The 25,682-nt window shown below is 54.3% G+C and carries 23 protein-coding genes and 1 riboswitch; of the genes, 15 read left to right on the top strand and 8 right to left on the bottom strand.

Features of this window, described 5'->3' with window-relative positions; genetic code table 11:
- Positions 1-10: 10 nt before the first annotated feature.
- The 11 genes from fmt to lnt all read left to right on the top strand — a co-directional run bounded on the left by fmt (position 11) and on the right by lnt (position 12,696).
- Complete coding sequence (gene fmt / locus AC5RE1_RS09010) at positions 11-955, top strand: methionyl-tRNA formyltransferase (RefSeq protein ID WP_493938722.1); 945 nt, start codon at positions 11-13, stop codon at positions 953-955.
- Complete coding sequence (locus tag AC5RE1_RS09015) at positions 955-2,445, top strand: transcription antitermination factor NusB (RefSeq protein ID WP_103633740.1); 1,491 nt, start codon at positions 955-957, stop codon at positions 2,443-2,445. The genes fmt and AC5RE1_RS09015 overlap by 1 nt, the downstream gene beginning before the upstream one ends.
- A gap of 21 nt (positions 2,446-2,466) precedes the next feature.
- Positions 2,467-3,129, top strand: a complete 663-nt coding sequence (gene rpe, locus AC5RE1_RS09020) for a ribulose-phosphate 3-epimerase (RefSeq protein WP_103633741.1) — start codon at positions 2,467-2,469, stop codon at positions 3,127-3,129.
- A 93-nt stretch (positions 3,130-3,222) separates the two neighbouring features.
- Positions 3,223-3,347: riboswitch (FMN riboswitch) on the top strand.
- A gap of 69 nt (positions 3,348-3,416) precedes the next feature.
- Positions 3,417-4,190 carry an ABC transporter permease gene (locus AC5RE1_RS09025; RefSeq protein WP_103633763.1) on the top strand — a complete coding sequence of 258 codons (774 nt, stop codon included), beginning with the start codon at positions 3,417-3,419 and terminating at the stop codon, positions 4,188-4,190.
- Between the two features lie 12 nt (positions 4,191-4,202).
- Complete coding sequence (locus tag AC5RE1_RS09030) at positions 4,203-5,222, top strand: ABC transporter substrate-binding protein (RefSeq protein WP_219585826.1); 1,020 nt, start codon at positions 4,203-4,205, stop codon at positions 5,220-5,222.
- A gap of 59 nt (positions 5,223-5,281) precedes the next feature.
- Complete coding sequence (locus tag AC5RE1_RS09035; RefSeq protein ID WP_006681010.1) at positions 5,282-5,545, top strand: phosphoribosyl-ATP diphosphatase; 264 nt, start codon at positions 5,282-5,284, stop codon at positions 5,543-5,545.
- 22 nt (positions 5,546-5,567) lie between these two features.
- Positions 5,568-6,413, top strand: coding sequence for an ATP phosphoribosyltransferase (gene hisG, locus AC5RE1_RS09040; protein ID WP_006681011.1), 846 nt, complete (start codon positions 5,568-5,570; stop codon positions 6,411-6,413).
- 40 nt (positions 6,414-6,453) lie between these two features.
- Complete coding sequence (locus AC5RE1_RS09045) at positions 6,454-7,383, top strand: helix-turn-helix transcriptional regulator (RefSeq protein ID WP_493938727.1); 930 nt, start codon at positions 6,454-6,456, stop codon at positions 7,381-7,383.
- Positions 7,383-8,360 (top strand): helix-turn-helix transcriptional regulator, encoded by a 978-nt coding sequence (locus AC5RE1_RS09050; protein WP_493938729.1) that lies wholly within the window; start codon positions 7,383-7,385, stop codon positions 8,358-8,360. Before AC5RE1_RS09045 ends, AC5RE1_RS09050 begins: the two co-directional genes overlap by 1 nt.
- Positions 8,357-11,125, top strand: a complete 2,769-nt coding sequence (locus AC5RE1_RS09055) for a DEAD/DEAH box helicase (RefSeq protein ID WP_103633745.1) — start codon at positions 8,357-8,359, stop codon at positions 11,123-11,125. Before AC5RE1_RS09050 ends, AC5RE1_RS09055 begins: the two co-directional genes overlap by 4 nt.
- A complete protein-coding gene (gene lnt / locus AC5RE1_RS09060) occupies positions 11,122-12,696 on the top strand; it encodes an apolipoprotein N-acyltransferase (RefSeq protein WP_493938731.1) in 1,575 nt (524 codons plus the stop codon). Before AC5RE1_RS09055 ends, lnt begins: the two co-directional genes overlap by 4 nt.
- 136 nt (positions 12,697-12,832) lie before the next feature.
- Here the strand turns inward: lnt and AC5RE1_RS09065 are convergent, their stop codons facing one another.
- Complete coding sequence (locus AC5RE1_RS09065) at positions 12,833-13,198, bottom strand: RNA polymerase-binding protein RbpA (RefSeq protein WP_006681016.1); 366 nt, start codon at positions 13,196-13,198, stop codon at positions 12,833-12,835.
- 263 nt (positions 13,199-13,461) lie between these two features.
- Here AC5RE1_RS09065 and AC5RE1_RS09070 point away from each other — a divergent pair, with 263 nt between their 5' ends.
- Together AC5RE1_RS09070 and AC5RE1_RS09075 are read left to right on the top strand one after the other, a co-directional pair.
- A complete protein-coding gene (locus AC5RE1_RS09070) occupies positions 13,462-14,241 on the top strand; it encodes a phosphatase PAP2 family protein (protein WP_285101372.1) in 780 nt (259 codons plus the stop codon).
- A gap of 36 nt (positions 14,242-14,277) precedes the next feature.
- Complete coding sequence (locus AC5RE1_RS09075) at positions 14,278-15,786, top strand: Hsp70 family protein (protein ID WP_493938734.1); 1,509 nt, start codon at positions 14,278-14,280, stop codon at positions 15,784-15,786.
- Between the two features lie 83 nt (positions 15,787-15,869).
- Here AC5RE1_RS09075 and AC5RE1_RS09080 read toward each other — a convergent pair whose 3' ends face one another.
- The 7 genes from AC5RE1_RS09080 to pepN all read right to left on the bottom strand — a co-directional run bounded on the left by AC5RE1_RS09080 (position 15,870) and on the right by pepN (position 22,360).
- Positions 15,870-16,424: a MerR family transcriptional regulator gene (locus tag AC5RE1_RS09080; protein ID WP_179370357.1), complete on the bottom strand. Its 555-nt coding sequence runs from the start codon at positions 16,422-16,424 to the stop codon at positions 15,870-15,872.
- A gap of 130 nt (positions 16,425-16,554) precedes the next feature.
- Entirely contained in the window at positions 16,555-17,310 is a 756-nt protein-coding gene (ftsR, locus tag AC5RE1_RS09085) for a transcriptional regulator FtsR (RefSeq protein WP_006681021.1), read from the bottom strand.
- Positions 17,307-17,738, bottom strand: coding sequence for an FHA domain-containing protein (locus AC5RE1_RS09090; RefSeq protein ID WP_040318538.1), 432 nt, complete (start codon positions 17,736-17,738; stop codon positions 17,307-17,309). Before AC5RE1_RS09090 ends, ftsR begins: the two co-directional genes overlap by 4 nt.
- 65 nt (positions 17,739-17,803) lie before the next feature.
- Positions 17,804-18,625: a DUF881 domain-containing protein gene (locus AC5RE1_RS09095; protein ID WP_006681023.1), complete on the bottom strand. Its 822-nt coding sequence runs from the start codon at positions 18,623-18,625 to the stop codon at positions 17,804-17,806.
- A 5-nt stretch (positions 18,626-18,630) separates the two neighbouring features.
- Positions 18,631-18,963 carry a small basic family protein gene (locus AC5RE1_RS09100; protein WP_006681024.1) on the bottom strand — a complete coding sequence of 111 codons (333 nt, stop codon included), beginning with the start codon at positions 18,961-18,963 and terminating at the stop codon, positions 18,631-18,633.
- A gap of 2 nt (positions 18,964-18,965) precedes the next feature.
- Positions 18,966-19,802 carry a DUF881 domain-containing protein gene (locus AC5RE1_RS09105; RefSeq protein ID WP_493938738.1) on the bottom strand — a complete coding sequence of 279 codons (837 nt, stop codon included), beginning with the start codon at positions 19,800-19,802 and terminating at the stop codon, positions 18,966-18,968.
- Positions 19,803-19,804: 2 nt separating this feature from the next.
- Positions 19,805-22,360 (bottom strand): aminopeptidase N, encoded by a 2,556-nt coding sequence (gene pepN, locus AC5RE1_RS09110; protein WP_493938740.1) that lies wholly within the window; start codon positions 22,358-22,360, stop codon positions 19,805-19,807.
- 80 nt (positions 22,361-22,440) lie between these two features.
- Between pepN and AC5RE1_RS09115 the strand changes: the two genes are divergently transcribed.
- Positions 22,441-24,018: a UDP-N-acetylmuramoyl-L-alanyl-D-glutamate--2,6-diaminopimelate ligase gene (locus tag AC5RE1_RS09115; protein WP_006681027.1), complete on the top strand. Its 1,578-nt coding sequence runs from the start codon at positions 22,441-22,443 to the stop codon at positions 24,016-24,018.
- A 71-nt stretch (positions 24,019-24,089) separates the two neighbouring features.
- Entirely contained in the window at positions 24,090-25,568 is a 1,479-nt protein-coding gene (gene der, locus AC5RE1_RS09120; protein WP_103633751.1) for a ribosome biogenesis GTPase Der, read from the top strand.
- The last annotated feature ends 114 nt before the right edge of the window (positions 25,569-25,682 follow it).

Genomic DNA, 25,682 nt, shown 5'->3' on the forward strand with positions numbered 1-25,682 from the left:
ACTGATCCTCGTGCGTATTGTTTTCGCTGGAACTCCAGCTCCCGCTATCCCGACGCTTGAGCGTCTTGTCGAGTCTACTCATGAGGTCGTCGGTGTCATTACCCGTCCACCTGCCAGAGTGGGTCGTGGGCGCACGCTACACCCCAGTCCAGTTGCGCAGTTCGCACGTGAACACGGCCTACCTGTGATTGAAGCGTCTTCGTTTAAAGACCCTAAGGTATGCAACCAAGTCGAGTCACTACGCCCCGATCTTGGTGTCGTTGTCGCATACGGTGCACTCATTCCTTGCTCCGTTCTGGACATGCCTACTCATGGGTGGATCAATCTCCACTTCTCGTCTCTTCCGCGGTGGCGCGGGGCTGCTCCCGTTCAATGGGCACTGATCAGCGGGGATACCACTACGGCTTCCAGTGTTTTCCAACTTGAAAAAGGTCTTGATACCGGGCCTGTTTATTCCTCGATTCCGGTCGACATCACGCATGAAACAGCGGGCGAATTACTTGAACGCATGGCAATTCTCGGCGCTCCACAAGTTGTGGATGTGGTTGACTCGATTGCGAATGGAACCGCACACGCTGTGCCTCAAAACGAAGATGATCCGCGGGCAAGCCACGCACGTCAACTGAGCTCCAGCGACGGGTTCGTTGATTTTCGTTCGTCTGCTCAGGCAACTGACCGGCAGATTCTTGGTCTGAGCCCCAACCCGGGCGCGTGGACGCTTCTTCCAGACTCAAAGCGATTGAAACTAGCCGCGGTAACAGTCGTAGAGGGCGATGATCTTGAACCCGGTCATATTCGAGTAACGAAGAAGAGCGTTGAAGTCGGCTGCCAGGACGGAATCGTTCGCCTTGGACAGGTTGCTCCGGCAGGTAAAGGCTGGATGGACGCTGCCGCATGGGCTAGGGGAGCCAGGCTTTCAGAAGACGCAGTGCTTGGCATGATGGAGGAAAACTGATGGCAACCCGTCGTTACTCCGATGGATATCGCAAACTTCAGGACGTCGATACGCCTAGGCGCATTGCTTTTGACGTGCTCATGGCAGTTGAAACTGAAGATGCCTTTGCCAACATCGCTCTAACGAAGGCGTTGCGTGACGCGCGTTCACATGAGCGCCTGGACTCGCGCGACGCTGCTTTTACCTCCGAACTTGTCAATGGAAGCCTGCGAGCCCAGGGACGTCTCGACTGGGTTTTGGGACGCTATCTGACCAGGCCCATCGATAAGGTCGATACCCCCGTTCGAGTCCTCCTGCGCCTGGGAGCCCATCAGCTTCTGAATATGCGCGTTGCCGACCATGCGGCAGTTGCTTCCACCGTTGATCTCGCTCGCCACTACCTGACCGAGGGGCCAACGCGAATGGTGAATGCGGTTTTGCGTTCAATCACTCGTGAAGCTCCTGGAGCAATCGAAGATGCAATCGCCCAGATCAGCGACCCGAACGAACGTCGTTCCATTGAGTTTTCGCATCCGCTCTGGATGGTCGATGCCTTCGAAGACGCCCTCATTAGCCATGGCTTCGAGGCTAGCGAATTAGATGACCTGCTAGCCGGCGACAACCAGCCTCCGCTGGTGACCCTCGTTGCGCGCCCAGGTCTGATCGAAGCAATCGATCTGGCTGATGAAGCTGAATCAGTGTTGGGAACTCGCGTCGCCCCAGGCGATGTCAGTGATTGCGCGGTTCTTCTCGAACACGGTGATCCGGGTAGTCTCGATTCGATCCGCTCAGGGCGCGCCGGTGTCCAAGACGAAGGATCCCAGCTTGGCGCAATGATCGCTGCTACCGCCCCGATTGAAGGCAAAGACGAGTGCTGGCTCGACCTATGCGCAGGACCGGGTGGCAAAGCATCGATGCTCGCATCGATCGGCGCTCTTCAAGGAGCCACACTGATTGCAAACGAGGTCCATCCTCACCGTGCTCGCCTCGTAGAACGCGCGTGTCGCCAGCTTGACAGCGTTGAGGTCGTCTCGTCCGATGGTCGTACCTTCGGCGGGGGCAAGAGCCAGTGGCCTCTTGGAAGCTTCGACCGAGTTGTGATCGATGCTCCCTGCTCAGGCATGGGGTCAATGAGGCGCCGCCCCGAATCACGATGGAGGCGCACGCAAGCAGATGTTGGCGGCCTCGTCGATTTGCAGGCGGAACTGTTGGCACGCGGTCTCGAACTTGTTCGCGAAGGCGGAATCCTGACGTATATCACCTGCTCTCCGCACGTCGACGAAACGCTTGCTCAGGTGGAGAAGCTACTGAAAACTGGGAAAGTAGAGCTTCTCGATACAGTTGCACTTGGCGAAGCACTTGCACCGGAGTCTCTCAACGTCCCTGACGCTGCTGGTCGTATCAAGAAATACCCCGGTCGCACCCTCCAACTGTGGGAACACCGTAACGGTACGGATTTGATGTTTATTGCAGCGATGAAAAAGGTCGAAAAGCCCACATCAGCGCGCTAATCACCACGTATCATAGGGATCATGAAACCAACTATTTCTCCTTCGATTCTTAACTGCGATATCGGCGATCTGCGCGGCGAACTCACGAAGATTTCCAGCGCGGACGTTGCTCACGTTGACGTGATGGACAACCATTTTGTTCCGAACTTGTCGTGGGGCCTGCCCGTTGTCGAGTCCGTCATCGCATCGAAGATCCTTCCTGTTGATGCACACCTGATGATCGAAGACCCTGATCGTTGGGCGCCCGCATATGCGGAAGCTGGTTGTCATTCAGTCACGTTCCACGCTGAAGCTGCGGCAGCTCCGCTCCGCCTTGCACGCGAGCTCCACCGCATCGGTTCAAAGGTCGGTCTGGCGCTTCGTCCCGCAACCGATATCGCTCCGTTCGTGGACATTCTGTCGGATTTCGACATGATCCTCGTGATGACTGTGGAACCTGGTTTTGGTGGTCAGTCGTTTATTGACTCGATGATCCCGAAGATCCGCCGTACCCGCGAAGCGATCAATGCTTCTGGTCTTGAGGTTTCGATTCAGGTTGACGGTGGTGTTTCTCGTCAGACCATCGAACTGGCAGCTGAAGCGGGCGCAGACAACTTTGTTGCCGGTTCTGCCGTGTTCCGTGCAGAAGACGCGTATGCAGAGGTCGCAGCACTCCGCGAGCTCGCATTGCATCACTGCCACTGATTTGTTGAGCTTCCAACCGGTGTGTGGTCGTAATTTGTAAGACCACACACCGGTTTTTATTTTCGCGCTTTGGACGCGTTCGTGGCATGATTGAGGAAGCTCCGGGGTCGGTGAAAGTCCGAGCCGGCGGTGAAAGTCCGCGACCCGCCTGCTATCAGGTGGCTGAATCGGTGTAATTCCGATACCGACGGTGAAAGTCCGGATGGGAGGAGCGCGTCAAGCAGACGGACGTTCTGTGCCGTGTTGCTTGCCTCGCGACGCACCCGGATGCCAGAAAGGCTAGGGTCGTGGCACATCGCAAACGCGCTTCGCGTACGGTGACGCTCATTGCACCTGTCGTCTTCCTGCTCTTCCTACTTGGAATGTGGTGGGTGACCGTATCCTTTTCGGGCATCGAGTCGTGGCGTCTACCGTCACCTGCACAAACGTGGCAGCGTGCATTGACGCTTGCAACAGGGTCGTCGTTCTGGAATAAAACGCTTGTGACGTCGGGGGAGGCGATTGCGGGGTCCGTTCTTGGCGCCCTTGTCGCACTGCCGCTGGCGTATCTCATCTATCGTTCGCCACTTGTCAGTGCTGCGGTCGAACCCTTCCTTGGAGCTACGCAGGCGCTTCCTGCTATTGCTCTCGCACCACTTCTTGTCTTGTGGATCGGCTACGGTTTTTGGTCGATCACTGCACTCTGTGCGCTTCTCGTTTTCTTCCCGATTCTCGTCTCTACGGTGGTGGGTCTACGACATCTCGATTCTGAGATTCTCGAGGCCGCCCAGGTGGATGGAGCGTCGGGCTTAACGATGGTGATTTCGATGGAGCTTCCTCTTGCGGCCCCCGCGGTCCTTGGCGGTGTCCGAAACGGTTTTACTCTTTCGGTGACTGGCGCAGTTGTTGGCGAAATGGTGATGGGTGGCAATGGCTTGGGGCAGGTTCTTACACAGGCACGTTCAAACGTTGATACGGCAGGAATGTTCGTCACGATTGGACTCTTGTGTGTGATGGCAACAGCGATATACATCCTCGTGTATCGCATTGAGCGCTCGCATCGTTACATGATCTCGCAATGAAAGTGGTTCCTCATGTCTGTTCGTCTTCGCGCATCTATCGTGGCTTTCGCCCTATTCGGCGTTACATGTGTGGGAGCATGTGCTCCCGATCCTTCGACCGCTGAGTCCGGTGCGTCGGCGTCACACGCAGTGACCGTTGGTCTCACTTATATTCCGAACGTGCAGTTCTCTCCCGTGTATGTCGCCCATGATGACAGCTTGTATTCGAATGCTGGGGTGGATGTGACGATTCGTCACCACGGTTCCGATGAGGGACTGTTTACGGCCCTCATTTCCGGTGAAGAAGACGTTGTGATTGCTTCGGGTGACGAGGCAATGGTGGCGCGTGATTCCGGGATGGATCTGGTGTCGATTGGTACCTATTACCGTCAGTACCCCGGCGTTGTGATTGTTCCAGCGGATTCTGAGATCCACACTCTGTCGGACCTTAAAGGACACAGCATCGGTATTCCCGGTGAGTATGGGTCGAACTGGTATGCGACCCTCTCGGCTATCTTACAGGGTGGCTTGAGCGAGAAGGATGTCGAGATTGCGTCGATTGGCTACACGCAACGAGCTGCTCTTGCTCAAGGTGAAGTGGATGCTGTCCTCGGTTTTGCGAATAATGACCTGGTTCAGATGCTCCAGTCGGGCATGGATGTCAGGGCCATTAGTTTGGAATCGCAGACGCCTCTTGTCGCGGCGTCGATCATCACGACCCGTCAGTGGGCTGAGGCAAACCCTGAACGTGCGTCAGCGGTTGTCAGCGCAACAACTGCTGGTATTAACTCGGTGATTGATGATCCCGACCATGCCCTTGACGTCACGATGGCGTGGGATGAGACTCTCAGCGACGAGACCTCGAAGTCTAATGCGATGGCAGTGCTTCAGGCGACAATTCCTCTGATGATGAACGCTGGCGGCCCGGCTGTGGCGAGGCAGGATCTTGATCGCTGGGAGATGATGGCAGAGTTCTTGGGCTCTGTGCCGGGTGTCGTCTCTCAGAAGCCCGATGCTTCTTTGGCTGCTACTAACGAGTATGTGAATGAATAAGGCTGTCCGCTAGGCGGATAGGGTTTCATTTGTTGTCCGAGGCGTCGTAAAGTCAGGCCATGGCTACTTTTGAAGATCTCTTTGCCGAACTGTCCGAAAAGGCTCAGACCCGCCCCGAGGGTTCTGGGACTGTTGCTGAACTGGACAAGGGCATCCATGCGATCGGAAAGAAGATCATCGAAGAAGCCGGCGAAGTGTGGATGGCTGCCGAATACGAGACTCTTGACGATCTCGCTCTTGAGATCTCGCAGCTCTTCTACCATGCGCAGGTCATGATGATTGCCAAGGGCCTGACCCTCGACGACATTTACAAGAAACTCTAAGCATTTTCGTTGAAGGATCTCCATGCTTCGCATTGCTGTGCCCAATAAGGGCTCACTGTCTGACCCTGCTGTTCGTCTGCTTTCTGAGGCTGGCTACAACACTCGTCGCCACGGTCGTGAGCTTGTTCTTACCGACACCCTGAATGATGTCGAACTCTTCTTCCTGCGTCCGCGAGACATCGCGGTCTATGTGGGACGAGGCTCCATTCAAGCGGGTATCACCGGTCGCGATCTGCTACTTGACTCTCAGACTCAAGCAATCGAGCATTTCCCGTTGGGTTTTGCTCGTTCAACGTTCCGTTTTGCAGCTCCTACCGGCACGATTACCTCGATTGAACAGATCAACGGTAAGCGCGTTGCTGCGTCATATGACCATCTGGTGAAGTCATATCTTGATGAGCGTGGTGTGGATGCTGAGGTCGTTCACCTTGATGGGGCAGTGGAGTCCTCGGTGCGCCTGGGTGTTGCTGACCTGATTGCTGACGTCGTCGAAACCGGCTCAACCCTGAAGGCTGCCGGCCTTGAGGTGTTTGGTGAGCCTTTGGCGAAGTCAGAAGCTGTTCTGATCACACGTCCCGATGTCGTTGACGATCCGGCGCTGGCAACGCTGGTCAAGCGCCTCGAAGGTGTTCAGGTTGCTCGCAAGTATGTGATTGTTGACTACAACGTTCGCGAGTCTGCTCTTGATGCGGCGATCGCTATTGCGCCTGGCTTTGACTCTCCGACTGTTTCTCCATTGCAGGATTCTGCGTGGCGAGCGGTTCGCGTGATGGTGGAAGCACACCAAGTGAATCCGATTATGGATCAGCTTCACGAGGCTGGAGCCCGAGGAATTATCGTCACCGAATTGCGTGCCTCTCGTCTCTAGAACAGGGCTTTTGCTCGCGAGCATCAGTAGGCTTATGCCTATGGGAAATGACAGCTCGCGCGATGCTCGGTTGCTTGCCTTATTGAATTGTCTGAGGCATTCTGGACGCCCACTGTCTAAGCGGGAGATTCAGGAACAGGTTCTTCAGTATCAAGGACTGACTCGCGATAACTTCGAGGGCCAATTCCAAGACGATAAAGAAACTCTTCACACCATCGGTATCGCACTGACAATGCGGGGAACGAATCCTGATTTCACTTATGAAATTGATCCGAAAGCTTCGGCTCAGTTCCAAGGAGAGAACGTTCGTTTTGATGCCAGCGAGTCACGGCTCATTTCGATGGCAATCAAAGTGTGGGACGATGACGCGAATACGACGGCACTGAAAAAGCTAGCGCTTTCGATGGATCCGCCTGAAACGTCTTTTTCTCACGTGAATATCGGCCTTGATCACAGCGATGTGATTTGTGCGCTGAGCGAAGCAATCACGCATGGGCGCTTTGTCAGCTTTGACTACACGTCTGAATCGGATTCATTCCGACGTAGCGTTGCTCCCCGAAAGCTTGTGATGCGCTCGAACTCCATGTACTTATGGGGTTTTGATATGGATAGGTACGCACCACGTTTGTTCAAGCTGTCGCGGATTGCTTCCGAGATTGAAATTATTGGCGACTCTTTCGACGCACTGGAACTTCCCGAGATCCCGGCAGATCCCTTCACTCTTCTAGAAATCGAGCCTCTTCTTGCAATTCGCGATGACGCATCGCTTGCGATTCGCGCCTACGTCCAACTGACAGGGCGCCTGATAACAGATGGTTGGTGCGAAGCCGTCGGGCTGCGAGCTTCCCGTCATACGTGGATGACGCGCGTTCTCACCGAAGGTGAAGATGTTGTTGTTCTTGCTCCCCACGATTTGAGGGATGAGATCTATGCCCGAATTGACAGGGCCTCGTCGTGGGGAGTTCAGTGATGGGAGCACGATCTACTGACGCGCTTGTTCGCCTGCTCGCGATTCGTGATTGGCTTGCAACGAATGCATATTTCGAACCTGTGCCACTCGACGATGTGGTCCGCCAGTTTGGTGGAACGCGAGACAAGATGCTTCGCGATTTGAATACCCTGTCAGTAGCTGATGATGACACGTTCGATTTCGACGGTCGTTTCTGGGTTGATATTGATCTTCTTCACGACTCAGGTCTTGTCCAGCTGATGTCGCATATTGACGCCAATCAGCTACCGGGCCTTACTCCAAGCGAAGCGTTGGCGATTCGTATCGGTCTTGAGTCTCTGTCGAGTGTTCTTTCCCGAGACCTTGTCGAGCGTATTCCCGCCGTTCTGGACAAGATTGGCCAGCTGGTTGGGGAGCGTGGTGATGAGCAGATTCTGCTTCATCACCGGGATCACCAGTGTCAGAATGCCTTTGCTCTTCTTGACCGTGCCATCGGGCTTCGCAGACCGGTTGTGTTCACCTATACCTCAGCGAATGGGGCGACTCAGCGGCGCGAAGTGGAACCTCGTGAACTTCATTTGGAAGGAACCGGCTGGATGCTTCTTGGCTGGTGCATGATCCACGATGAGTGGAGAACGTTCGCTGTTGACCGGATGAGCGACCTCGAAATCAATATGTCGCGTAAGAATGCCCGGCGGAAGTCACCCAATAGACTGCGTGACAACCAACAACCACTTGAGACACAACAACTGGTTGTTGGCCCCAATGGGCGTTGGGTAGCAGACGAATACCCGCAGGTAATCAGTCGTCAAGTCAACGATAAATTGACCGAACTGTTGATTCCGATCTGGAGCCGACAGTGGTTTTTGACGTTGCTTATTGATATTTCAGAGTCCCTTGAATCCGCCCCGCAGGACTCGCTCGTGCAAGCGGGTGAAGTTGCGCGTCAGATGAAGGCATCATGGGACGAGGTTCTAGCCAGCGTGGAGACATTGTGAGCCCAAAAAGAAGGCGTCAGGCAAGCAAAGCTTCCGGGGAACCACAGCCTGTTGAGCAACTGAGTCCGGCTCAGCGAATGCAGGCGTTTAAGAAGGATCAGCACATCCAACGCACCATGCGTTACGCATGGTGCGAGACCCTCGATTTTCAGGCTGATGATTTCCAGATCGAAGCGATGGATGCTCTCGAAGCTGGACAGTCAGTCTTAGTTGCTGCTCCAACTGGTGCTGGTAAGACGGTTGTGGGTGAATTCGCGACGTACCTTGCTCTCCAGAAGGGAAAAAGAAGCTTTTATACAACTCCGATTAAGGCGTTATCTAATCAGAAGTTTTCGGATCTACGTCGTCGCTTCGGTGAAGACACTGTTGGTCTTTTGACCGGTGATACGTCGATCAACTCTCACGCGCCAATCGTTGTGATGACGACTGAGGTTCTTCGGAACATGATTTATGCGGGCGCGGATCTATCGGATCTTGATTCGGTTGTGCTCGACGAGGTGCACTACCTAGCGGATCGCTTCCGTGGCCCCGTGTGGGAAGAAGTGATTATCCATCTTCCCGCTGAGCAAAAGATTGTCGCTCTATCGGCAACCGTTTCGAACGCTGAGGAATTCGGTACGTGGATCGGTCATGTTCGTGGAGGATGCCGGGTTGTTGTTTCCGAGCATCGTCCTGTCCCGCTGTATCAGCACATGTTGGTCGGGCGACATCTCTATGACTTGTATTCGCCATCGAAGAAGGGCGAATCAACGCGAATCAACCCGGAGCTACGTTCGGCTATCGGTCCGTCGAATCCTGGGAGAATGGGACGAGGTGGAAGGAATTGGCATGAAACTGCTCGTGTCAGACCTCCACGCGAGTCGCGTCCGTCGACTTTGATTGAGCTGGATCGAGCTGGCCTATTACCGACGATCACGTTTGTTTTTTCTCGGGCAGGGTGTGAAGACGCTGTCACCCAGGTTGTTCGCGCGGGAATTTGGCTGACCAATAAAGAAGAGCAGAAGCAGATTGCGACAGCGGTTGATGAGGTAAAAACTCAGGTTGGTGCACAAGACTGTCATGTCTTAGGGATTAATGCGTGGGGTGAGGCACTAGAACGTGGAATCGCAGCGCATCACGCGGGTCTTCTTCCCATTCAGAAAGAGACAGTAGAAAAGCTCTTCACGCGCGGTTTGATCAAAATGGTGTATGCGACTGAGACGCTTGCTCTAGGCATCAATATGCCGGCTCGCAGTGTCGTCATCGAGTCGTTGCGCAAATGGAATGGAGCTGCCCACGTTCAGCTGACACCGGGGGAGTACACCCAATTGTCGGGTCGTGCTGGTAGGCGTGGCATCGATACCGAGGGACATGCAATTGTTCTTCACCGTGGCCAAGTTACTCCTGAAGAGGTCAATGCTCTTGCCTCTAAACGAACATACCCACTGATCAGTGCTTTCACTCCGACCTACAACATGGTTGTGAACCTGCTTCACCATTCGTCGCGGGCTGCCACGCGTGATGTGCTTGAAACATCGTTCGCTCAGTTCCAAGCCGATGGCGGGGTCGTTGAACTTGCACAGCATGCCCGTGCGCTCGCACGCCAGCGCGCCAAGTTCGAGCAGGATATGGAATGTGATCGCGGAGATGCGCGCGAGTATTTTGCGCTTCGTGACGATCTTGTTCTTGCCCAGAAGTCCGAATCTAAGCTGAGGGCTGCCGAAAAACGCAGTGCAAATCGTGTGGCGTTGGCGACCTGTCAGCCAGGAACAATCATTCGTTATGGATCTGGTCGTCGTAGCCTGTACGCGGTGGTTGCGTTCCATTCCGACACTGCTATCGGGCACGTTTCTACAACGTTGATTGGCACGGATGGGAAGTTCCATTCGCTGTCAGCTAAAGATGTCTCATCTTCTTTCGCTGTTGTGGGGTCGATGAAGATTGCCGGCGGATCTGCGGTGCGTCGGAATAAAGAACGAATGAAAATCGCTGATGAACTCAAGCGCCGTATTCGGGTGAAATCTATTGAGATTCCGCTTGATACGCCGGACTTTGATGCGACCAAGAGCGCCCAGATCGAGAAGCAACTGAAGGCTCATCCTGTTCATCAGTGTCCTGAACGTGAACACCATGCGCGTGCAGGGCATCAGTGGGCCCGAATTAATCGCGAGTTGCGCAAGGTGAACGAACGCATTGACTCTCGAACACATTCCGTTGCCCATAAGTTCGACCGAGTATGCCAGGTTTTGGAGGAGCTAGGCTTTCTTGACGGCGATACTGTGACCGACCAGGGTGAACGTCTACGTCATATCTTTGGCGAGCGCGACATCATCGTCATGGAGTGTTTGCGAAGCGGAGCGTGGAGCGGATTGGATGACGCGGAATTGGCTGCGATCGTGTCGACGTGTGTGTTTGAGTCGCGTCGTGAAGATGGTGCGCGTCCTGCACTCCCGGTTGGTCTTTCAAAGAATTTGACGCGCGCACTCAAGGCAACATTTCAAGCAAGTGCGAAGGTCGCAGAGGTTGAGAAGCGAGCCGGACTTGAACCGACAACTGAGCCTGATTCGGGAATGATGGAAGCGTGTCTGGCGTGGGCTCATGGGGCATCGTTGGGAACCTCGCTCGATGGCGAAGAGATGCTCGGTGGCGACTTCGTTCGTTGGATTCGTCAGGTCATGGATCTGTTGGATCAGCTGCGTCATGACACTGACGAAGCGATGGCGTCGCAGGCGAAGCGTGCTCGACACCAACTTGTTCACGGCGTAGTAGCGTGGTCGGTGTTATGAAAAATACTTCTTTGATTGTTGATGTTTTTCTCAGCGCCCTTGCGGGCGTAGGAATGTGGGCAGCCTTCCCGTCCCTGTCGTTATGGTGGCTGATCTTTCCGTCTCTTGCTCTCTATTTTTCACGTGTGGATCATTCGACTCTTTCACGCGGACTGCTGAACACCGTTGTTTTTGGTTTTTCCTGGTGGCTTCCTCTGATTCACTGGGTGACGCTGGCGACCGGAGGATATGTACCGTGGGCTGCTCTTGCTACGACTCAGGTGATTGCGTTGTGCCTGTGGGCAGTGATCGCGCGTCTGTCACAGTCGATTCCAGTGGTGAATTCTCCGTTGGGACAGCCTTGTGTCTATGCATTGACGTGGGTGGGTGTCGAGCAGCTTCGTAGTCACTATCCCTGGACTGGTTTTCCGTGGGGAAATGTCGCGATGCCACAGGTTGATTCACCACTTGGTCACCTTGCCCCGTGGGGTGGGGAAGTGGTGGTGTCATTTGTGAGCGTTGCCCTCGCAGTTGCGCTTCGGAGAGTGTTCTATTTCCGCTCAGATTTGGGCGATGAGCATTGGTTCACGAGGCCGGCTCTGCTTGTTGGAAGTCTCGGCGTATTTTTTGCCGCGTGGATGATTCCGCTTCCTTTGTCGCAAGAGGCGGGCACGATTCGTGTGGGAGTTGTTCAGGGAGACGTTGAACTACCGGGAGCACACACCTTTGCTATCGAAGGTAAGGTCACAACGAACAATTCTGTGATGACTCAGGAGCTTGTGGCTCAGTCTGATCCTGTCGATCTGCTGATCTGGGGAGAAACCGGCGCCGATCGTGACCCGAGAGAATCCGGTTTGGTTGCTCAGCTTGTTGATTCTTCGGCCACGTTGGCTCATGCGCCGTTGCTCTTCGGTTTCGCGAACGTTAAAGATGATAAGCGTTGGAATTGGTTGGGCGTCTGGTACGAGTCCGAGGGACTCGATGAAGAAAGCCTCTATGCTAAGCAAAAGCCTGTTCCTTTTGGAGAATTCATTCCTTTCCGTTCGCTGATTTCGAAGCTTGCTACCCAGGCTGCTCAGATCAATATGGACATGGCTGCCGCTGATAATCTTGCATTAATGAATGTTCATCTCCATGATTCGCGGACGATTCCGATCGCTGTAGGGATTTGTTTTGAATCCGCTTACCCGGCGGTGATTGGTCCTGGTGTTATGGCAGGTGGACAGCTCATTGTCACTCCGTCGAATAACTATCATTTCCAATCTTCATCGGAGTCTGCCCAGCAGAATCAGCTTCTGCGTTTGAGAGCAATGGAGTATTCGCGTTCAGCGATCCAAGCGTCGACTACCGGAATGTCGTCAGTGATTTTGCCGGATGGTCGTATGAAGGCGACAACCGATCCTCACAGTGCTGCGTGGCTTGCTGACTCGGTGCCTCTGAGGACGTCGATGACGAAGACTGCTGAGTTGGGGGAGTTGCCCGCTCAGATGGTTATGGGAGCAACGGGTGTGTACGGCGTTTTTGCCTTGCTCTATGCGTCGATTCAGGCTGTGGTGAACTGGAACTCTCTAAGGCGTCAAAATAGGATCTGACCTGCATAAATATGCTTTAAATTGTGCGTGAAACGTTCGATAGAGGGTATTATTATGTCAGATACTCCTCGCTTCGCTCAGGAAGTCAGGAGTATCTGGAGGCTTTATTGAGTTGAGCAAGCCAAGCCCAGGGGTGTCAGCCCTTACGATAGTGACCTTCGGGCTGAAGGCGCCCTTCGCGGTATGCGGTGAGCTGTTCGTTAAGGACAACTTCAAGTTCTTCAAGACTGCGGCGCTCGCGAAGCATATCCCAGTGGGTGCGAACAGCCTTGGCGGGCTTTGTTTCTTCATCTTCTGGCGCATCGCCAATCAGTTCAGCAGAACTACCGCAACGGCATTCCCAAGTTGCTGGCGGAGTTGCTTCGCTAGCAAGAGGAACCTCGAACTCGTGACCGTTCGGGCAGACGTACGAAACGGTGTAGCGTTCGGCAAAGACGACACCGTCTTCAGACTCCATAGACTTTGCGCCGATCTGCATTCCTCGGAGCGCGCGATCTGCCATGGTGATCTCCTTAAGGTCATTGAAGCTAGCACTCTATTTTAGCGGAGATATCAGCATTTGCATTACTAGCGGATCTCTCGCACACGAAGCTAAAGCCGATAATGTACATTATGTCAGAATTGTTGGGGTTTTGATCCATCTTCAATTCCATGCACTCCTCTCACAAATGGTTGCCAACACCACGATGAATCCACCGTGCAACCGGAAGAAAAGTAGACAACGATAGGTAGGGACATCTATGGAATGCGAAAGGAAGGGATGACATGAGTGTTGCACTGAAAACCGATCAGCGGACCGCCGTTTCTGGTGCTTCAGCGAATGTCCGAAAACCCCTCCCTGAAATTGCTCTTGTCGGAACCTGTGCTCTGCTCTATTCGCTGATGTGCGCCATTGCGCCCGTTACGCGAGTTGCTGCAGTTCGGCATGCACGTCAGATTCTGCGCCTCGAAAACTATCTCGGGATCAACGTCGAACTCGCGCTCAACACATGGCTCTCCCACCACCCGTGGCTCGCCAATGTTTCAGCGGTTTTCTATTCCGTTTCATTCTTTGCCGTGACATTCACAGCCTTGGCCATCGTGTGGGTGAAACGCCCAGACCGCTACGATTTCGTTCGCAACTCACTCTTCGTGATGACTGGTGGCGCAATGATCACCTATTGGGTGTATCCCCTGGCTCCTCCGCGATTCTTTCCCTCACTGGGGTACGTCGATGCCGTAGCTACCCAATCAACGCTTGGCTCTGGATACTCGACTGCCTTTTCTTATTTGGCGAACTCTTATGCTGCGATGCCATCCATGCACACGGGCTGGGCTGTATGGAGTGCCATTGTTCTAGGTACATTTGTCTTTAAGACCTGGCGAGCCCGAGCAATTCTTGCCCTGCATCCCCTCTACACAATCTGGGTAATCCTTGCGACCGCCAATCACTACGTGCTGGACGCAGTGGGTGGTATTGTGTTCTGCTTACTTGGTTTCCTTCTGACCACTCTCATCATTACTCGAGTATCACAGCGTCAATCACTTGAAGCCCGAGGTGTCTGAGCGGGGGCATTCGGCCTAGCCGATACTCTTGAACCTATGAAGTTCGGAGTAGATTTTGGCACCACCCGCACAACCGTTGCCCTCGTTGATCGAGGCAACTATCCCCTGATCTCATTCATCTCCCCCGATGGTGACGCCTTTGACCACGTCCCTTCGGTTGTTGCTCTGGATGACAAAGGCTTGCTCTTTGGCTTTGAAGCTCACGAAGCAGCTCTCGGAGGCGGCGAACACATCCGATCTTTCAAGCGCCTTCTATCCGACCCTGACGTCACACCTCGGACAACTCTTCGCCTCGGAAACCGCGACTTCCTGATCATCGATGTTCTTACTCGCTTCCTGGAGTACGTCGCAGGTATGGTACGAGAGAATTCATCCGCCGTTATCGAAGGCGATGAACCGCTTGAAGCGGTCATCGGTATCCCCGCGCATGCGTGGTCTGCTCAGCGTTTTATGACCCTTGAAGCATTTAAAGCAGCCGGTTGGCACGTCATCGAAATGATGAACGAGCCCTCAGCTGCAGGTTTTGAATACACCCACCGCCATGCTTCCAGCTTGAACGCAAAACGCACTCGGGTCCTCGTTTACGACTTGGGCGGTGGCACCTTCGATGCTTCTCTTGTCGAAGCAGTCGGGCGCGACCACACTGTCCTCGATTCCGCCGGCGATAATCTACTGGGCGGAGACGACTTCGACATGGTGCTGGCACAGGTCGCACTTCGCAACGCCAACGTGATGCCCGCTTCTCTGAGTGATATGGAGTGGCAAGCGCTGATCGAAGAATGCCGCGTTGTTAAAGAATCGCTGAACCCCAACAGTCGCAACGTTGTCGTCACCGTTGGTGACATTCCGATCTCGTTTTCCGTCAAGGACTACTACCAGGCTGCAACTCCGCTTGTTGAACACACACTGGAGGTCTTAAATTCACTCCTTTCCCCCACAGAAAACGGTGGCGAACGCGTGATTCCAGAGGACGTTGCCGGTCTTTATGTTGTTGGTGGCGCTTCTGAATTCCCACTAGTCTCGAGGGTGCTCCGTCGTCGATTTGGTCGTCGCGTCCATCGTTCGACTCACAACGCCGGCTCGACGGCTATCGGCCTTGCCATTGCGGCCGATGAACAGGCCGGATACACCGTGTCAGAACGTCTTGCGCGCGGGCTTGGCGTCTTCCGTGAATACGATTCGGGCGCATCCCTCTCCTTCGACCCGTTACTTACCCCCGATGATCGATGGACACCGGGCGAAGACACCCTTGTTGTTCGGCGTTACATGGCTGCCCACAACGTTGGCTACTACCGCTTTGTTGAGTATCGCAGCGTGGACGAGCAGGGCGTTCCGCGTGGTCAGGTAAGCCCAGCCGGCGAAATCATCATGCCGTTTGATCCTGTGCTACAGGGTGAAGACGTTGACCTGAAACATGTTTCGGTTGAGCGCACTGACATCGGGCACCTTATCGAGGAACGCTACCGAGTAGATGAGAACGGAATCGTTGACGTTGAAATTGTTGACACTGAAACCGGTTACACGCGGTCTGCGCACCTGGGCTGAGCGACAAGCGATCAACGAAAAGAGGGGCGGTGATGAATAATCACTGCCCCCTGACATAGGCGATGACCTATGAAAGCAAAGCTTTAGGAAATCGAACGGAGCTTACGCTTGCGAAGTTCTGCCAGTTCATCAACGTGGTCGCTCAAACGCTCAATAGGAAGCTCAGCAAGAGAGCCTTCAACCTCGCGCCACACGCGACCAACGGCAATGCCGAAAACGCCCTGACCACCCTGAAGAAGGTCAATCACCTCATCCGTCGACGTGCATTCGTAGACTGACGCGCCGTCACTCATCAACGTGATGGATGCGAGGTCGTCCACTCCCCTGTTCTGGAGTTGCGAAACTGCTTGACGAACCTGCTGAAGAGAAACGCCGGTATCCAGAAGCTTCTTGACGATCTTCAAAACAAGAATGTCTTTGAACGAGTACAGGCGCTGCGAACCTGAACCTCGTGCGGCACGAACGGAAGGCTGAAGGAGACCGGTGCGAGCCCAGTAGTCGAGCTGGCGGTAGGTGATGCCAGCGGCTGCACATGCGACGGGACCACGGTATCCGAGGCCTTCACCGTCAATGCCTTCAAGGGGATCACCGAAGAGCATCGCTTGGCGCGATTCGGCCTCGTATGGTTCGGCGCTCACTAGGACTCCTGCAATAATGAAAGACGTATCAGTTGATGGTGATACCACGCTATGCGTTATTGAACGCAAGGTCAATGACACGACCGGCGAGCCTCAAGTTCAACTTGAACTTGAGGGTTGAGATCCCCTCTTAGAGAATCTGACCAACAGAGATTCGCAAGAACTCTCTGTGCAGGTCAGCAATGATTTCGGCAGATTCAGTCACCTTCGCGTTCAAACGTTCATTGTCAGATGAACGTCCACGCGAACGAGTAGATTGAACAGTCTGATCAATCACGTCAGAACAACGATCCGCACTGAGTTTCACTGCACGCAACAGACGAATATCGAATCCTTGGGATTCAAGAGTGGCAACGTGTCGCACAATCTGCAACGAGCGCACTGGGAAATAGCCCGCAATATCAGGGGCAATCAATCCTGCAGAAGAATAACGTTCCAGCGTTGAGATATCGACGCCGGCCAGATCGGTCAGTTCCCTAGCCGACAGATAGGGAGAAGACGGCGTGACGCTAACGCCCTCAGAAGAAACGATACGAGGCCGCCTGACTGCTTCAACCTGATGACCCGCATCAAGGGCGCGCAGGTGCTCACCGATTACTCGAAGAGGAGTAAAAGAGTCGCGCTGTTGTGTCAGAACATAACGCATACGTTCCACATCGGTCTGCGAGTACTTGCGATAGCCCGACTTCGTACGCGCAGGAGTGACCAACCCCTGGTCATCGAGGTAGCGAACCTTCGACACGGAGATAGCAGGAAACTCTTTCTTGAGTTCCTCGACGACTCTACCGATCGAAAGAACCGGGTCCCTGGACGCATCGTGTGGCCACGGCCCCGTAATACTCGTGTGTTCAGCCTCAGAGCTGAACTGTGCAGCCTGAGAACTCATGCTTGCAAGGGCGAAGGCTGGTATGTCAGGCGATACTTTCCAATCTGGACCTCGTCGCCAGCGTTTAAACGAATGGAGTCAACGCGCTCCCGATTCACATACGTGCCGTTCAACGAACCGGAATCACGCACAATATGACCGCCGTCTTCAGCCTTGAACTGGCAATGCTTACGGGAAACGGTCACATCGTCTAAGAAAATATCGGATTTCGGGGAACGACCAGCATTCGTTACCTCACTGTCGAGAAGGAAACGAGCACCCGAGTTCGGGCCACGCTGAACGATCAGCAGAGCAGAACCAGCGGGAAGTGAATTCACCGCTTCCTGGTCGCGTGCAGACAACACAAGAGGAGCATCAACTTGCTCTTCAACCGGCGAAAGTCCAAAGATGGAAGTTGCGGTTGGATCGAAATCGTTAGTGGATTCCATGATCTCCCCCTGTGATAGACGCATTCATTACCCTCAATAGTCTAAAGGGTACAGGGCAAACGTACTTACTCGTCAGAAGATTTGGACTCTTCTGACGTATCAACCACGGCGTATTGAGGCTGAGGCACAGAAGACACAGAATCAATCGAAATGTGCCCAACCACTGAAACCGTCACATTCGCGTCCTTTGCGCGCATCTGGGCAGCCGAACCAGCTTGAATCTCTAGAGCAGTCGCGATCGTCTGACCCTCGCCGATCACATGCCAATCATACGGTTGCGACAAGACAACGCCATCGACCGCAATCATATTATTGTCAGACGTAAACGCGCTCCGGGTGGAAAGACGCACGCCGTTCAACTCGATTGCCTCAGCCCCGGCATTACGTAACTCCCCTAGCGTCATCACGAACTCGGTAGCCGTTAAACGATTCGCTTCATCACCGATGTGTATGAGCACCCCGGGTCCCTCGACAGGAACTCTGCCTGCATTGATCTGAGCGAGCTGATTAATCTTCCGAGCCGTCTGAGCCGCCGCTTCTTGCTCCGACTCGTTGGCTTCAATCTCGGCAACCTGCTGTTGCAAAGCAGAACGCTCCTGACGAAGGTTATTCTCCTGAGAATTCAGCTCAGAAAGCAACGCAACCAAGTCTTGTTCGCTCAAGGCTTCCAAGGGATCTTCCCGTTGAGCACGAACGGTTGTCACCAGCGCAAAACCAAGAATGAAACAGATCAGAACAAGGACAAGGTGAATCGTGCGCGGAACGGCAAAAAGAGCTTGAACAAACTGCGCGCGACCCGGCTTCATGTCCTTTTCAGCGGACGCAACCTCGTCCCTTCGAGAAGCTCCATGTCGCCCATGACGCGAATTCTTCGAATCTAAACTCATGGACTTTACGCCTTAAAAATCAGACGACGAATCGACGCTGTATTCGAAAAGATACGAATACCCAACACGACGATGACGGCCGTCGTAATCGCGGACCCCACCCCAAGCTGAGTTCCCAACCACACAAGCAAACAGGCAACAACGACATTCCAGAAGAACGACGTGATGAACACGCGATCATGGAACACCCCTTCAAGCCAAGCGCGTGTCGCGCCAAAGAGAGCGTCCAAGCCCGCGATTACCGCAACCGGCAAGAACGGCTGAAGCCAAACCGGAATCGTCGGATCAAGGAAAAGTCCCAAGATAATGCCAGCCGCTAGGCCAATAACAACAACCATGACTATTCTCCTTGGGAATTCGACGCTACCGCATACTGCGGAGTACGGACATTAAGCGCTGGCATTTGAATTTCGGCGGTGCCCGCAGCCGAGATTTCAATGCCGTTCATTGACTTCGCAGTTGAAAGAAAATCACCTGTTGACCCGCGCACAAGACCAACGGACAGTGTGTTCGCATCTCCGATAGCTCTCACCTCGTACGGAGATTCAACGGGAGTGACGTTCACAAGAATTGCCGAACCAGCAGTACGAATAAACGTGCCTGGGCCAATTCGTAGGTCATTGATTGAAATTGCCTCGGCTCCCCCAGCCCAGAGGGCATTCACGATCACATTCAAGTCAATGTCGCGGACCTGACCTCGGGACCCTTGTGTCAGCGTTTTTGCTGATGACGAGTCCTTGACCGTGACCGTAATTCCCGGACCAACCACGGGTTCCATTGCATTCGTCAGTGCAACCGAAGGATCAACGAGGACCTGAGGAGCTGTCGACGACGCAGCTTGGTTGACGCGGGTGGACAACGATTGAACGTTGTCCTGAAGTGAAGCCACGACGCTTTGACTAGATTGTGCCTGATCGCGAAGGCTTTGAGTAATGTCAGCGTCCTGAGCGGTACGCAATGACATCACTGCGATTGTGAGCGTGAAGCCGAGCGCCAGCGTGAAAACAAAAGCGATCGGGCGATGCCACCAATGTTTGGGATGCTGAGTATCGTCATAGCTTTCGTACCCAACATCGAGCGGATTATTCAGCAACGAGGTCAGCAACGACATCGACGTAGCAGGATCATTGCCTTGCGCCGGCGAAGAAGACGTTGTGTGCGTGTTGTATTCTTGCACGCCTACATCCAGGTGCGTTGTACGTTAATTGCACGAGATGCGTAATCAACATGCTCAATGAGAAGACGTCTTAACGGCCATGCTGCATTCTCGTGTTCGCCGAGCCAACGATTCACCCGATCAATATGGTCCTCGACGCTTTCGGGACTGTCGGCATAAACCGGGAGCGAAAGAAGGCCCTTGATGTAGCGAATCGACAGGGCAATCGAGTGCGTATTCCAGAAGTATTCAAGTGAGCCAAGACCGCGGTCAATGAAGCTTGAGCCTTGCCACGAGGATGCAGCAAATCCGTCGAGGATTGCGCTCAGTGTGTCGTTTGCGATCCCGTCAACGAAGAGTTTCGACCACGAGGCCTCACGTTCTTCTTCGTACGGCAGAGCTGCAATTGCGCGTTCTGATGCGGTCTTTGCTTCGCCTGTTGGGGAAGTGGCGAGCCATGCTTCAATACGATCGCGTCCGATCGAACCAGAAGCAGCAATGACAGTACGAGCTGTCCAAACGATCTCGCTGGTCAAAGTATTCGCATACGATTCCACGGTCTGACTAATCGCGGGATCATCGGTCATCGGATAGGTAAAGAACAGGGTCTTTAACCATGCGCGACTACGATCCGTGGCGTGCTCACGCGACAGACGTAGCGCAAGCCTTCCTACCGTTGTCGCAATCGCGGCACGCTGTTCCTTTGGCACGTAGGTGCCCAGGGTAATGCGACCGAGCTCCAACAAGCGATCCGCAAGTGTCTCGTCGACTTCGTTTTCTGCATGACGGAATGCTGCAAGAGCGAAGTCACTGGGGTTCAAGCGGCAGTCACGGACACCGTTGAACAGGGCGCCCCACACGACGCATCGCGTCATCAGGTCGGGACATGCCGAAATGAAGGCAAGCGCATTGGATGCTGAGCGATCGTCGAGGTAGGTGACCGCATACGTCAGATCGCCGTCATTGACGACGAGTAGATCCATATCCGTAATACCGGCTGGTTGGCTAAGAAGCCCCGCGGGATCAACCTCTTGGGATCGACCTTCCATTGTCAGCTCAAAACGATGCGTCATCTGAAGCTGATCGCGTTTCATCGCCCACGTTGTGACATCGAAACGATGCGGGCGAGTCGTATCTGACTCAGACTCATCCGTGATCTGGAAATTGGTGACGCTACCAATACGGGAGATATCAAAGTGAGGAACGAGTTTCGAAGGACCGGAGGTAGTAAGCCACGTGGACACCCAGTGGGATAAGTCTTTGCCCGTTGCTTCCTGCAAACAGTCGACGAGGTCCTGGAATGAGGTCGATCCGAAAGCATGGCGTTGGAAGTAAATTCGCGTGGCTTCAAAGAAGGCTTCTTCGCCGACGGTTGCTACCAACTGGTTGAGTACCGAAGCGCCCTTGGCATAGGTGATGCCGTCAAAGTTGGTCTTGGCTGCGCCAACGTCGGGAATGTCAGCAATGATCGGGTGAGTTGTAGGCATGAGGTCTTGCTCGTAGGCCCAGATTTTGCGACCTGCAGCAAATGTGGCCCTCTCCCCCGTGTACACGGTTGCTCGGCTTGCTGCCAGGGCACCCTGATTCTCGGCGAATGACTCCTTCAACCAGAGGTCGTCCCACCATCGAGGTGTCACAAGATCCCCAAACCACATGTGGCACATTTCGTGAAGAATCGTGTTTGCTCGACGCTGACGCTGGGCGAAGGTCGGGGTGTCACGTGAGAGGTATGAGTCGTTAAAGGTCACGCATCCCGGATTCTCCATGGCTCCCAAGTTGTATTCGGGAACGAAGATCTGATCGTACTTGCCCCAAGGGTATGTGATGCCATAGTGCTGGTGGTAGAAGTCCAAGCCAGCGCGCGTAACGGAAAGAATGTCGTTGGAATCAATCGCTTGAGCCAAGCTTGAACGGCACATCAAGCGCAGTGGGACGTCAATCTTCTGACCGTCGTTTGCTCCCCCACTCCACGTACCTCCGTCAATGACAGCCCAGTCACCGGCAACGACGGCGGTGATGTAGCTGGACAACAGGCGCGTTCGAGCAAAGACATGTCGTGTGCCGTTTTCAATGGGTTCGGTATGTAGCTCTGCTCCGTTGGAGGCAACAACCCAGTGTTCCGGTGCATCGACGATGAATGACCACTCGGCTTTCAAATCTGGTTGGTCGAAGCATGGCCATGCGCGGTGAGCGTCTTGGGGTTCAAACTGCGTGTACAGGTAAACGCGTCCATCTTCTGGATCAATGTATCGATGCAGACCTTCACCGGAGTGTGAATACGGGCACCGCGCCTGAACCTCAACCGTGCACTCAGTATCGACGGGCAGGCTACTGAGGGCCAGACACTCGTCATTTTGCGTGATCTCTCGCGCCTCGCCATTCACACTGAGCCGGGTAACCTGGCCTGCGATGTCGACGAAGGTGGAATCCGCGTGGGAAGTCAGGGTGAAGGTGGACGTAACCACAAACTCGGTATTGTCTTGGCTATCCCCACCGCGCACATCAAGATTGACCTTCATCGTCGAAAGGTCGATTGCGTGTGAACGTTGACGGGCTTCATCGCGGGATAGGACGTGCATAACCGTAGTTTACGGCGCGTTCTTAAACACTTCGAGAAGCGATTGTAAGCGTTTCGCTATCCGGCGCTACAGTATGAGGCATGAGCTCAGTCGTAGATATTCGCCCCTCAGTTGTGCCACTTAGTGTTCCGATTGCTCTGGCCAACGTTGGTTCCTATTCAGTGTGCGACGCCTTGGGAAATCCTCTCAGGGATCCAAACGGGCTTACCATCACGGGCATTACCGTTTCCTCGAACGACTGCGAAGAAGGCTGGGCGTTCGTCGCTATTCCTGGGCTCACCCAGCACGGAGTTCGTTTTGCCCACGCGGCAGCCGAGGCTGGTGCAACCCTCCTTGTCACGGATAGCGAGGGAGCGAAGCGAGCAATCGATCAGAAAGTCGGACTGCCGATCGTTATTCTTAAGGATCCTCGTCGATGCGCAGCGACTATAGCCGCAACTCTCTACGGCCAGCCTGCGACAAAGTTGAAGACGATGGCCGTGACCGGCACAAACGGGAAGACCACTACGTCGTTCCTCATGCGTGCAGCTCTGGGCGTTGAGTTTCCGAATCCCTCCATCTGCGGAACCGTCGAAACACGCATCGGTAACCTACGTTTCCGTTCCGATCAGACTACGGCTGAATCCCCTGTCATCCAGCGCTTCCTTGCCCAAACACTGGAAGAAGGACTTGGCGCAGCGGTTATTGAAACAAGCTCTCACGCTCTGAGCTTCGAGCGCGTTGACGACATTGTGTTTGACGTTGTCGGCTTCACGAATTTGCAACACGATCACCTCGACTACTACGGCGACATGGAGAACTACTTCGTCGCGAAGAAGTCGCTGTTTACTCAAGAACACTCACGACGCGGTGTTGTATGCGTCGATGACGAGTGGGGCCAGCGTCTTGCCCGCGAAGCTGAAGTACCGGTGACAACCGTTGCCGCGCTGAGCTCGAACGAAGCCGAGTGGCACGTTGAAAATACTCACCCCGACCGTTCGATCGGTCGCACGGTCTTTACGTTGGTGGATCCGAATGGCGCAGGGCATGATGTTGCAATGCCGATTCTTGGTGAAGTGAACGTTCAGAACACTGCCGTCGCCATTGTTGCTGCCGTTCAGCTTGGCTATGACGTGGATGCAGTCATCGCCGCCATTGAAAAGGCGGAGCAGGTTCCAGGGCGCATGGAAATGATTAATCCCAAGCCTCATAATCAACCACTCGTCATCGTCGACTACGCCCATACTCCCGAGGCTCTTGAGTGGACTCTGCGCTCAACAGCTGAGCTGACGAATGGAAAGCTTCATATCGTATTCGGTACCGATGGAGACCGTGACGCATCAAAGCGTGAATACCTTGCCGAAATCGCGGCACGAGAAGCTGACGTCTTGTGGGTGACCGACGAAAATCCACGTACTGAAGACCCGCAGTCTATTCGCGACTATCTGTTGCGCGGTATTACTTCGGTACGTCCGGACATGCACGATGTAACAGAAATTAAGACGTGCCGTCGCGATGCAGTGCGCAAAGCAATCTTGGCAGCCCAGCCAGGTGACACGGTGATTATCACCGGCAAAGGCTCGGAGTGGTATCAAGATTTCGAAGGCATTAAACACGAGTACAACGATGTTCCCGTATCGCGCGAAGTGCTCTACTACGACGTTCGTTCGCACATCTAAGAACGTGTGAGATTGCGCGTGAGCGCAAGGCTGACACCGCTTATGGGTGTGATGCCACGTAAGATGAACGGGTGAATGACGAGAACCTGAATCAGGACCTAGCCGCCGAAGAAGAATCTGAGCTACGCGCTCAGCACATGCGAGCCTCTCTTGCTCAATTCGAGCTTGACGAGGACGATCTTGCACTGATCGACGGTGAAGCTTCTTTCGATGAGCGTAAAGAAGAACTCGCCGGTCTACCGGTTCTCGCCGTCGTTGGACGCCCGAACGTCGGCAAATCAACGCTGGTCAACCGCATTATTGGTCGTCGCGAAGCTGTCGTTCAGGACACTCCCGGTGTTACTCGCGACAGGGTCTCCTACCCCGCCGAATGGGCAGGTCGCGACTTCACAGTCGTCGACACCGGTGGTTGGGAAATCGACGTTAAAGGTCTAGACCGTTCGGTTGCTGAGCAGGCAGAAATTGCCGTTGACCTTGCCGACGCCGTCGTTCTGGTTCTTGACGCAACCGTTGGCGTCACCGCTTCAGACGAACGCATCGTTACGATGCTTCGATCAAAAGGCAAGCCGGTGATTCTGGCAGCAAATAAGGTTGATTCTCCTCAACAAGAAGCCGACGCCGCTTACCTGTGGAGCCTCGGAATGGGTGAGCCCCACCCGATTTCTGCACTCCACGGCCGCGGTATCGGCGACTTGCTGGACACCATCATGGATGTTCTGCCCGATGAATCCGCCGTGGCAAGCGCACTGCCTCAGGGGGGGCCTCGTCGCATCGCACTTGTTGGACGCCCGAATGTCGGCAAATCTTCTCTGCTCAACGCGCTCGCGCAAGCCGAACGTGTTGTCGTCAACGAACTTGCTGGCACGACCCGCGATCCTGTCGACGAACTCATTGAGCTTGATGGGCGCCTCTGGTCGTTTGTTGACACCGCCGGTATTCGTCGCAAGATGCACCGTACGACCGGTGCTGATTACTACGCGTCGATTCGCACCCAGGCAGCAATTGAGAAGGCGGAAGTTGCTCTTGTCCTCTTCGATGGCTCCCAGCCACTGACAGAACAGGATATTCGCGTCGTTCAGCAGGTCGTTGATGCTGGTCGTGCACTGGTGATTGTCACGAACAAGTGGGATCTCGTTGACGAAGACCGCCAGAACGAACTGAAGAACGAAATCGAACGCGAACTTGTCCAGGTCCAGTGGGCTCCGCGAATCAACGTGTCCGCTCTGACCGCGTGGCATACGAACCGAATTACGCGTGCACTCGACACGGCTCTTGCCGGTTGGGAAACGCGTATCCCCACAGGTCAGCTGAACGCGTTCCTCGGCCAACTCGTTGCCGCCCACCCGCATCCGCTACGTGGCGGTAAGCAACCTCGTATTCTTTTTGGCACGCAGGTGTCATCACGTCCCCCGCGTTTTGTCCTGTTTACAACGGGTTTCCTTGACCCGCAATATCGCCGTTTCATTGAACGCCGTTTGCGTGAGGAATTCGGCTTTGAAGGAACTCCGATTCAGATCGGTATGCGCGTTCGCGAACGCCGCCGCAAGTAACGGGCACTGAACCAACTCGTTTTACACGTCAACCCTGTGGATAACTACCACGGGGTTGACTTTGTGCATAAAGTCTGTTTCGTACCATTCGCTGTTGAGCTCACCCAAGGAGTA

This window comes from Actinotignum sp. usb-actsch-rep-73, assembly GCF_059082735.1.

Coding starts and splice junctions, on each gene's coding strand:
- AC5RE1_RS09015 (WP_103633740.1), top strand. CDS start 955: ATGGCAACCCGTCGTTACTCCGATGGATATCGCAAACTTCAGGACGTC.
- rpe (WP_103633741.1), top strand. CDS start 2,467: ATGAAACCAACTATTTCTCCTTCGATTCTTAACTGCGATATCGGCGAT.
- AC5RE1_RS09030 (WP_219585826.1), top strand. CDS start 4,203: ATGTCTGTTCGTCTTCGCGCATCTATCGTGGCTTTCGCCCTATTCGGC.
- AC5RE1_RS09035 (WP_006681010.1), top strand. CDS start 5,282: ATGGCTACTTTTGAAGATCTCTTTGCCGAACTGTCCGAAAAGGCTCAG.
- hisG (WP_006681011.1), top strand. CDS start 5,568: ATGCTTCGCATTGCTGTGCCCAATAAGGGCTCACTGTCTGACCCTGCT.
- AC5RE1_RS09045 (WP_493938727.1), top strand. CDS start 6,454: ATGGGAAATGACAGCTCGCGCGATGCTCGGTTGCTTGCCTTATTGAAT.
- AC5RE1_RS09050 (WP_493938729.1), top strand. CDS start 7,383: ATGGGAGCACGATCTACTGACGCGCTTGTTCGCCTGCTCGCGATTCGT.
- lnt (WP_493938731.1), top strand. CDS start 11,122: ATGAAAAATACTTCTTTGATTGTTGATGTTTTTCTCAGCGCCCTTGCG.
- AC5RE1_RS09065 (WP_006681016.1), bottom strand. CDS start 13,198: ATGGCAGATCGCGCGCTCCGAGGAATGCAGATCGGCGCAAAGTCTATG.
- AC5RE1_RS09070 (WP_285101372.1), top strand. CDS start 13,462: ATGAGTGTTGCACTGAAAACCGATCAGCGGACCGCCGTTTCTGGTGCT.
- AC5RE1_RS09075 (WP_493938734.1), top strand. CDS start 14,278: ATGAAGTTCGGAGTAGATTTTGGCACCACCCGCACAACCGTTGCCCTC.
- ftsR (WP_006681021.1), bottom strand. CDS start 17,310: ATGAGTTCTCAGGCTGCACAGTTCAGCTCTGAGGCTGAACACACGAGT.
- AC5RE1_RS09090 (WP_040318538.1), bottom strand. CDS start 17,738: ATGGAATCCACTAACGATTTCGATCCAACCGCAACTTCCATCTTTGGA.
- AC5RE1_RS09095 (WP_006681023.1), bottom strand. CDS start 18,625: ATGAGTTTAGATTCGAAGAATTCGCGTCATGGGCGACATGGAGCTTCT.
- AC5RE1_RS09100 (WP_006681024.1), bottom strand. CDS start 18,963: ATGGTTGTTGTTATTGGCCTAGCGGCTGGCATTATCTTGGGACTTTTC.
- pepN (WP_493938740.1), bottom strand. CDS start 22,360: ATGCACGTCCTATCCCGCGATGAAGCCCGTCAACGTTCACACGCAATC.
- AC5RE1_RS09115 (WP_006681027.1), top strand. CDS start 22,441: ATGAGCTCAGTCGTAGATATTCGCCCCTCAGTTGTGCCACTTAGTGTT.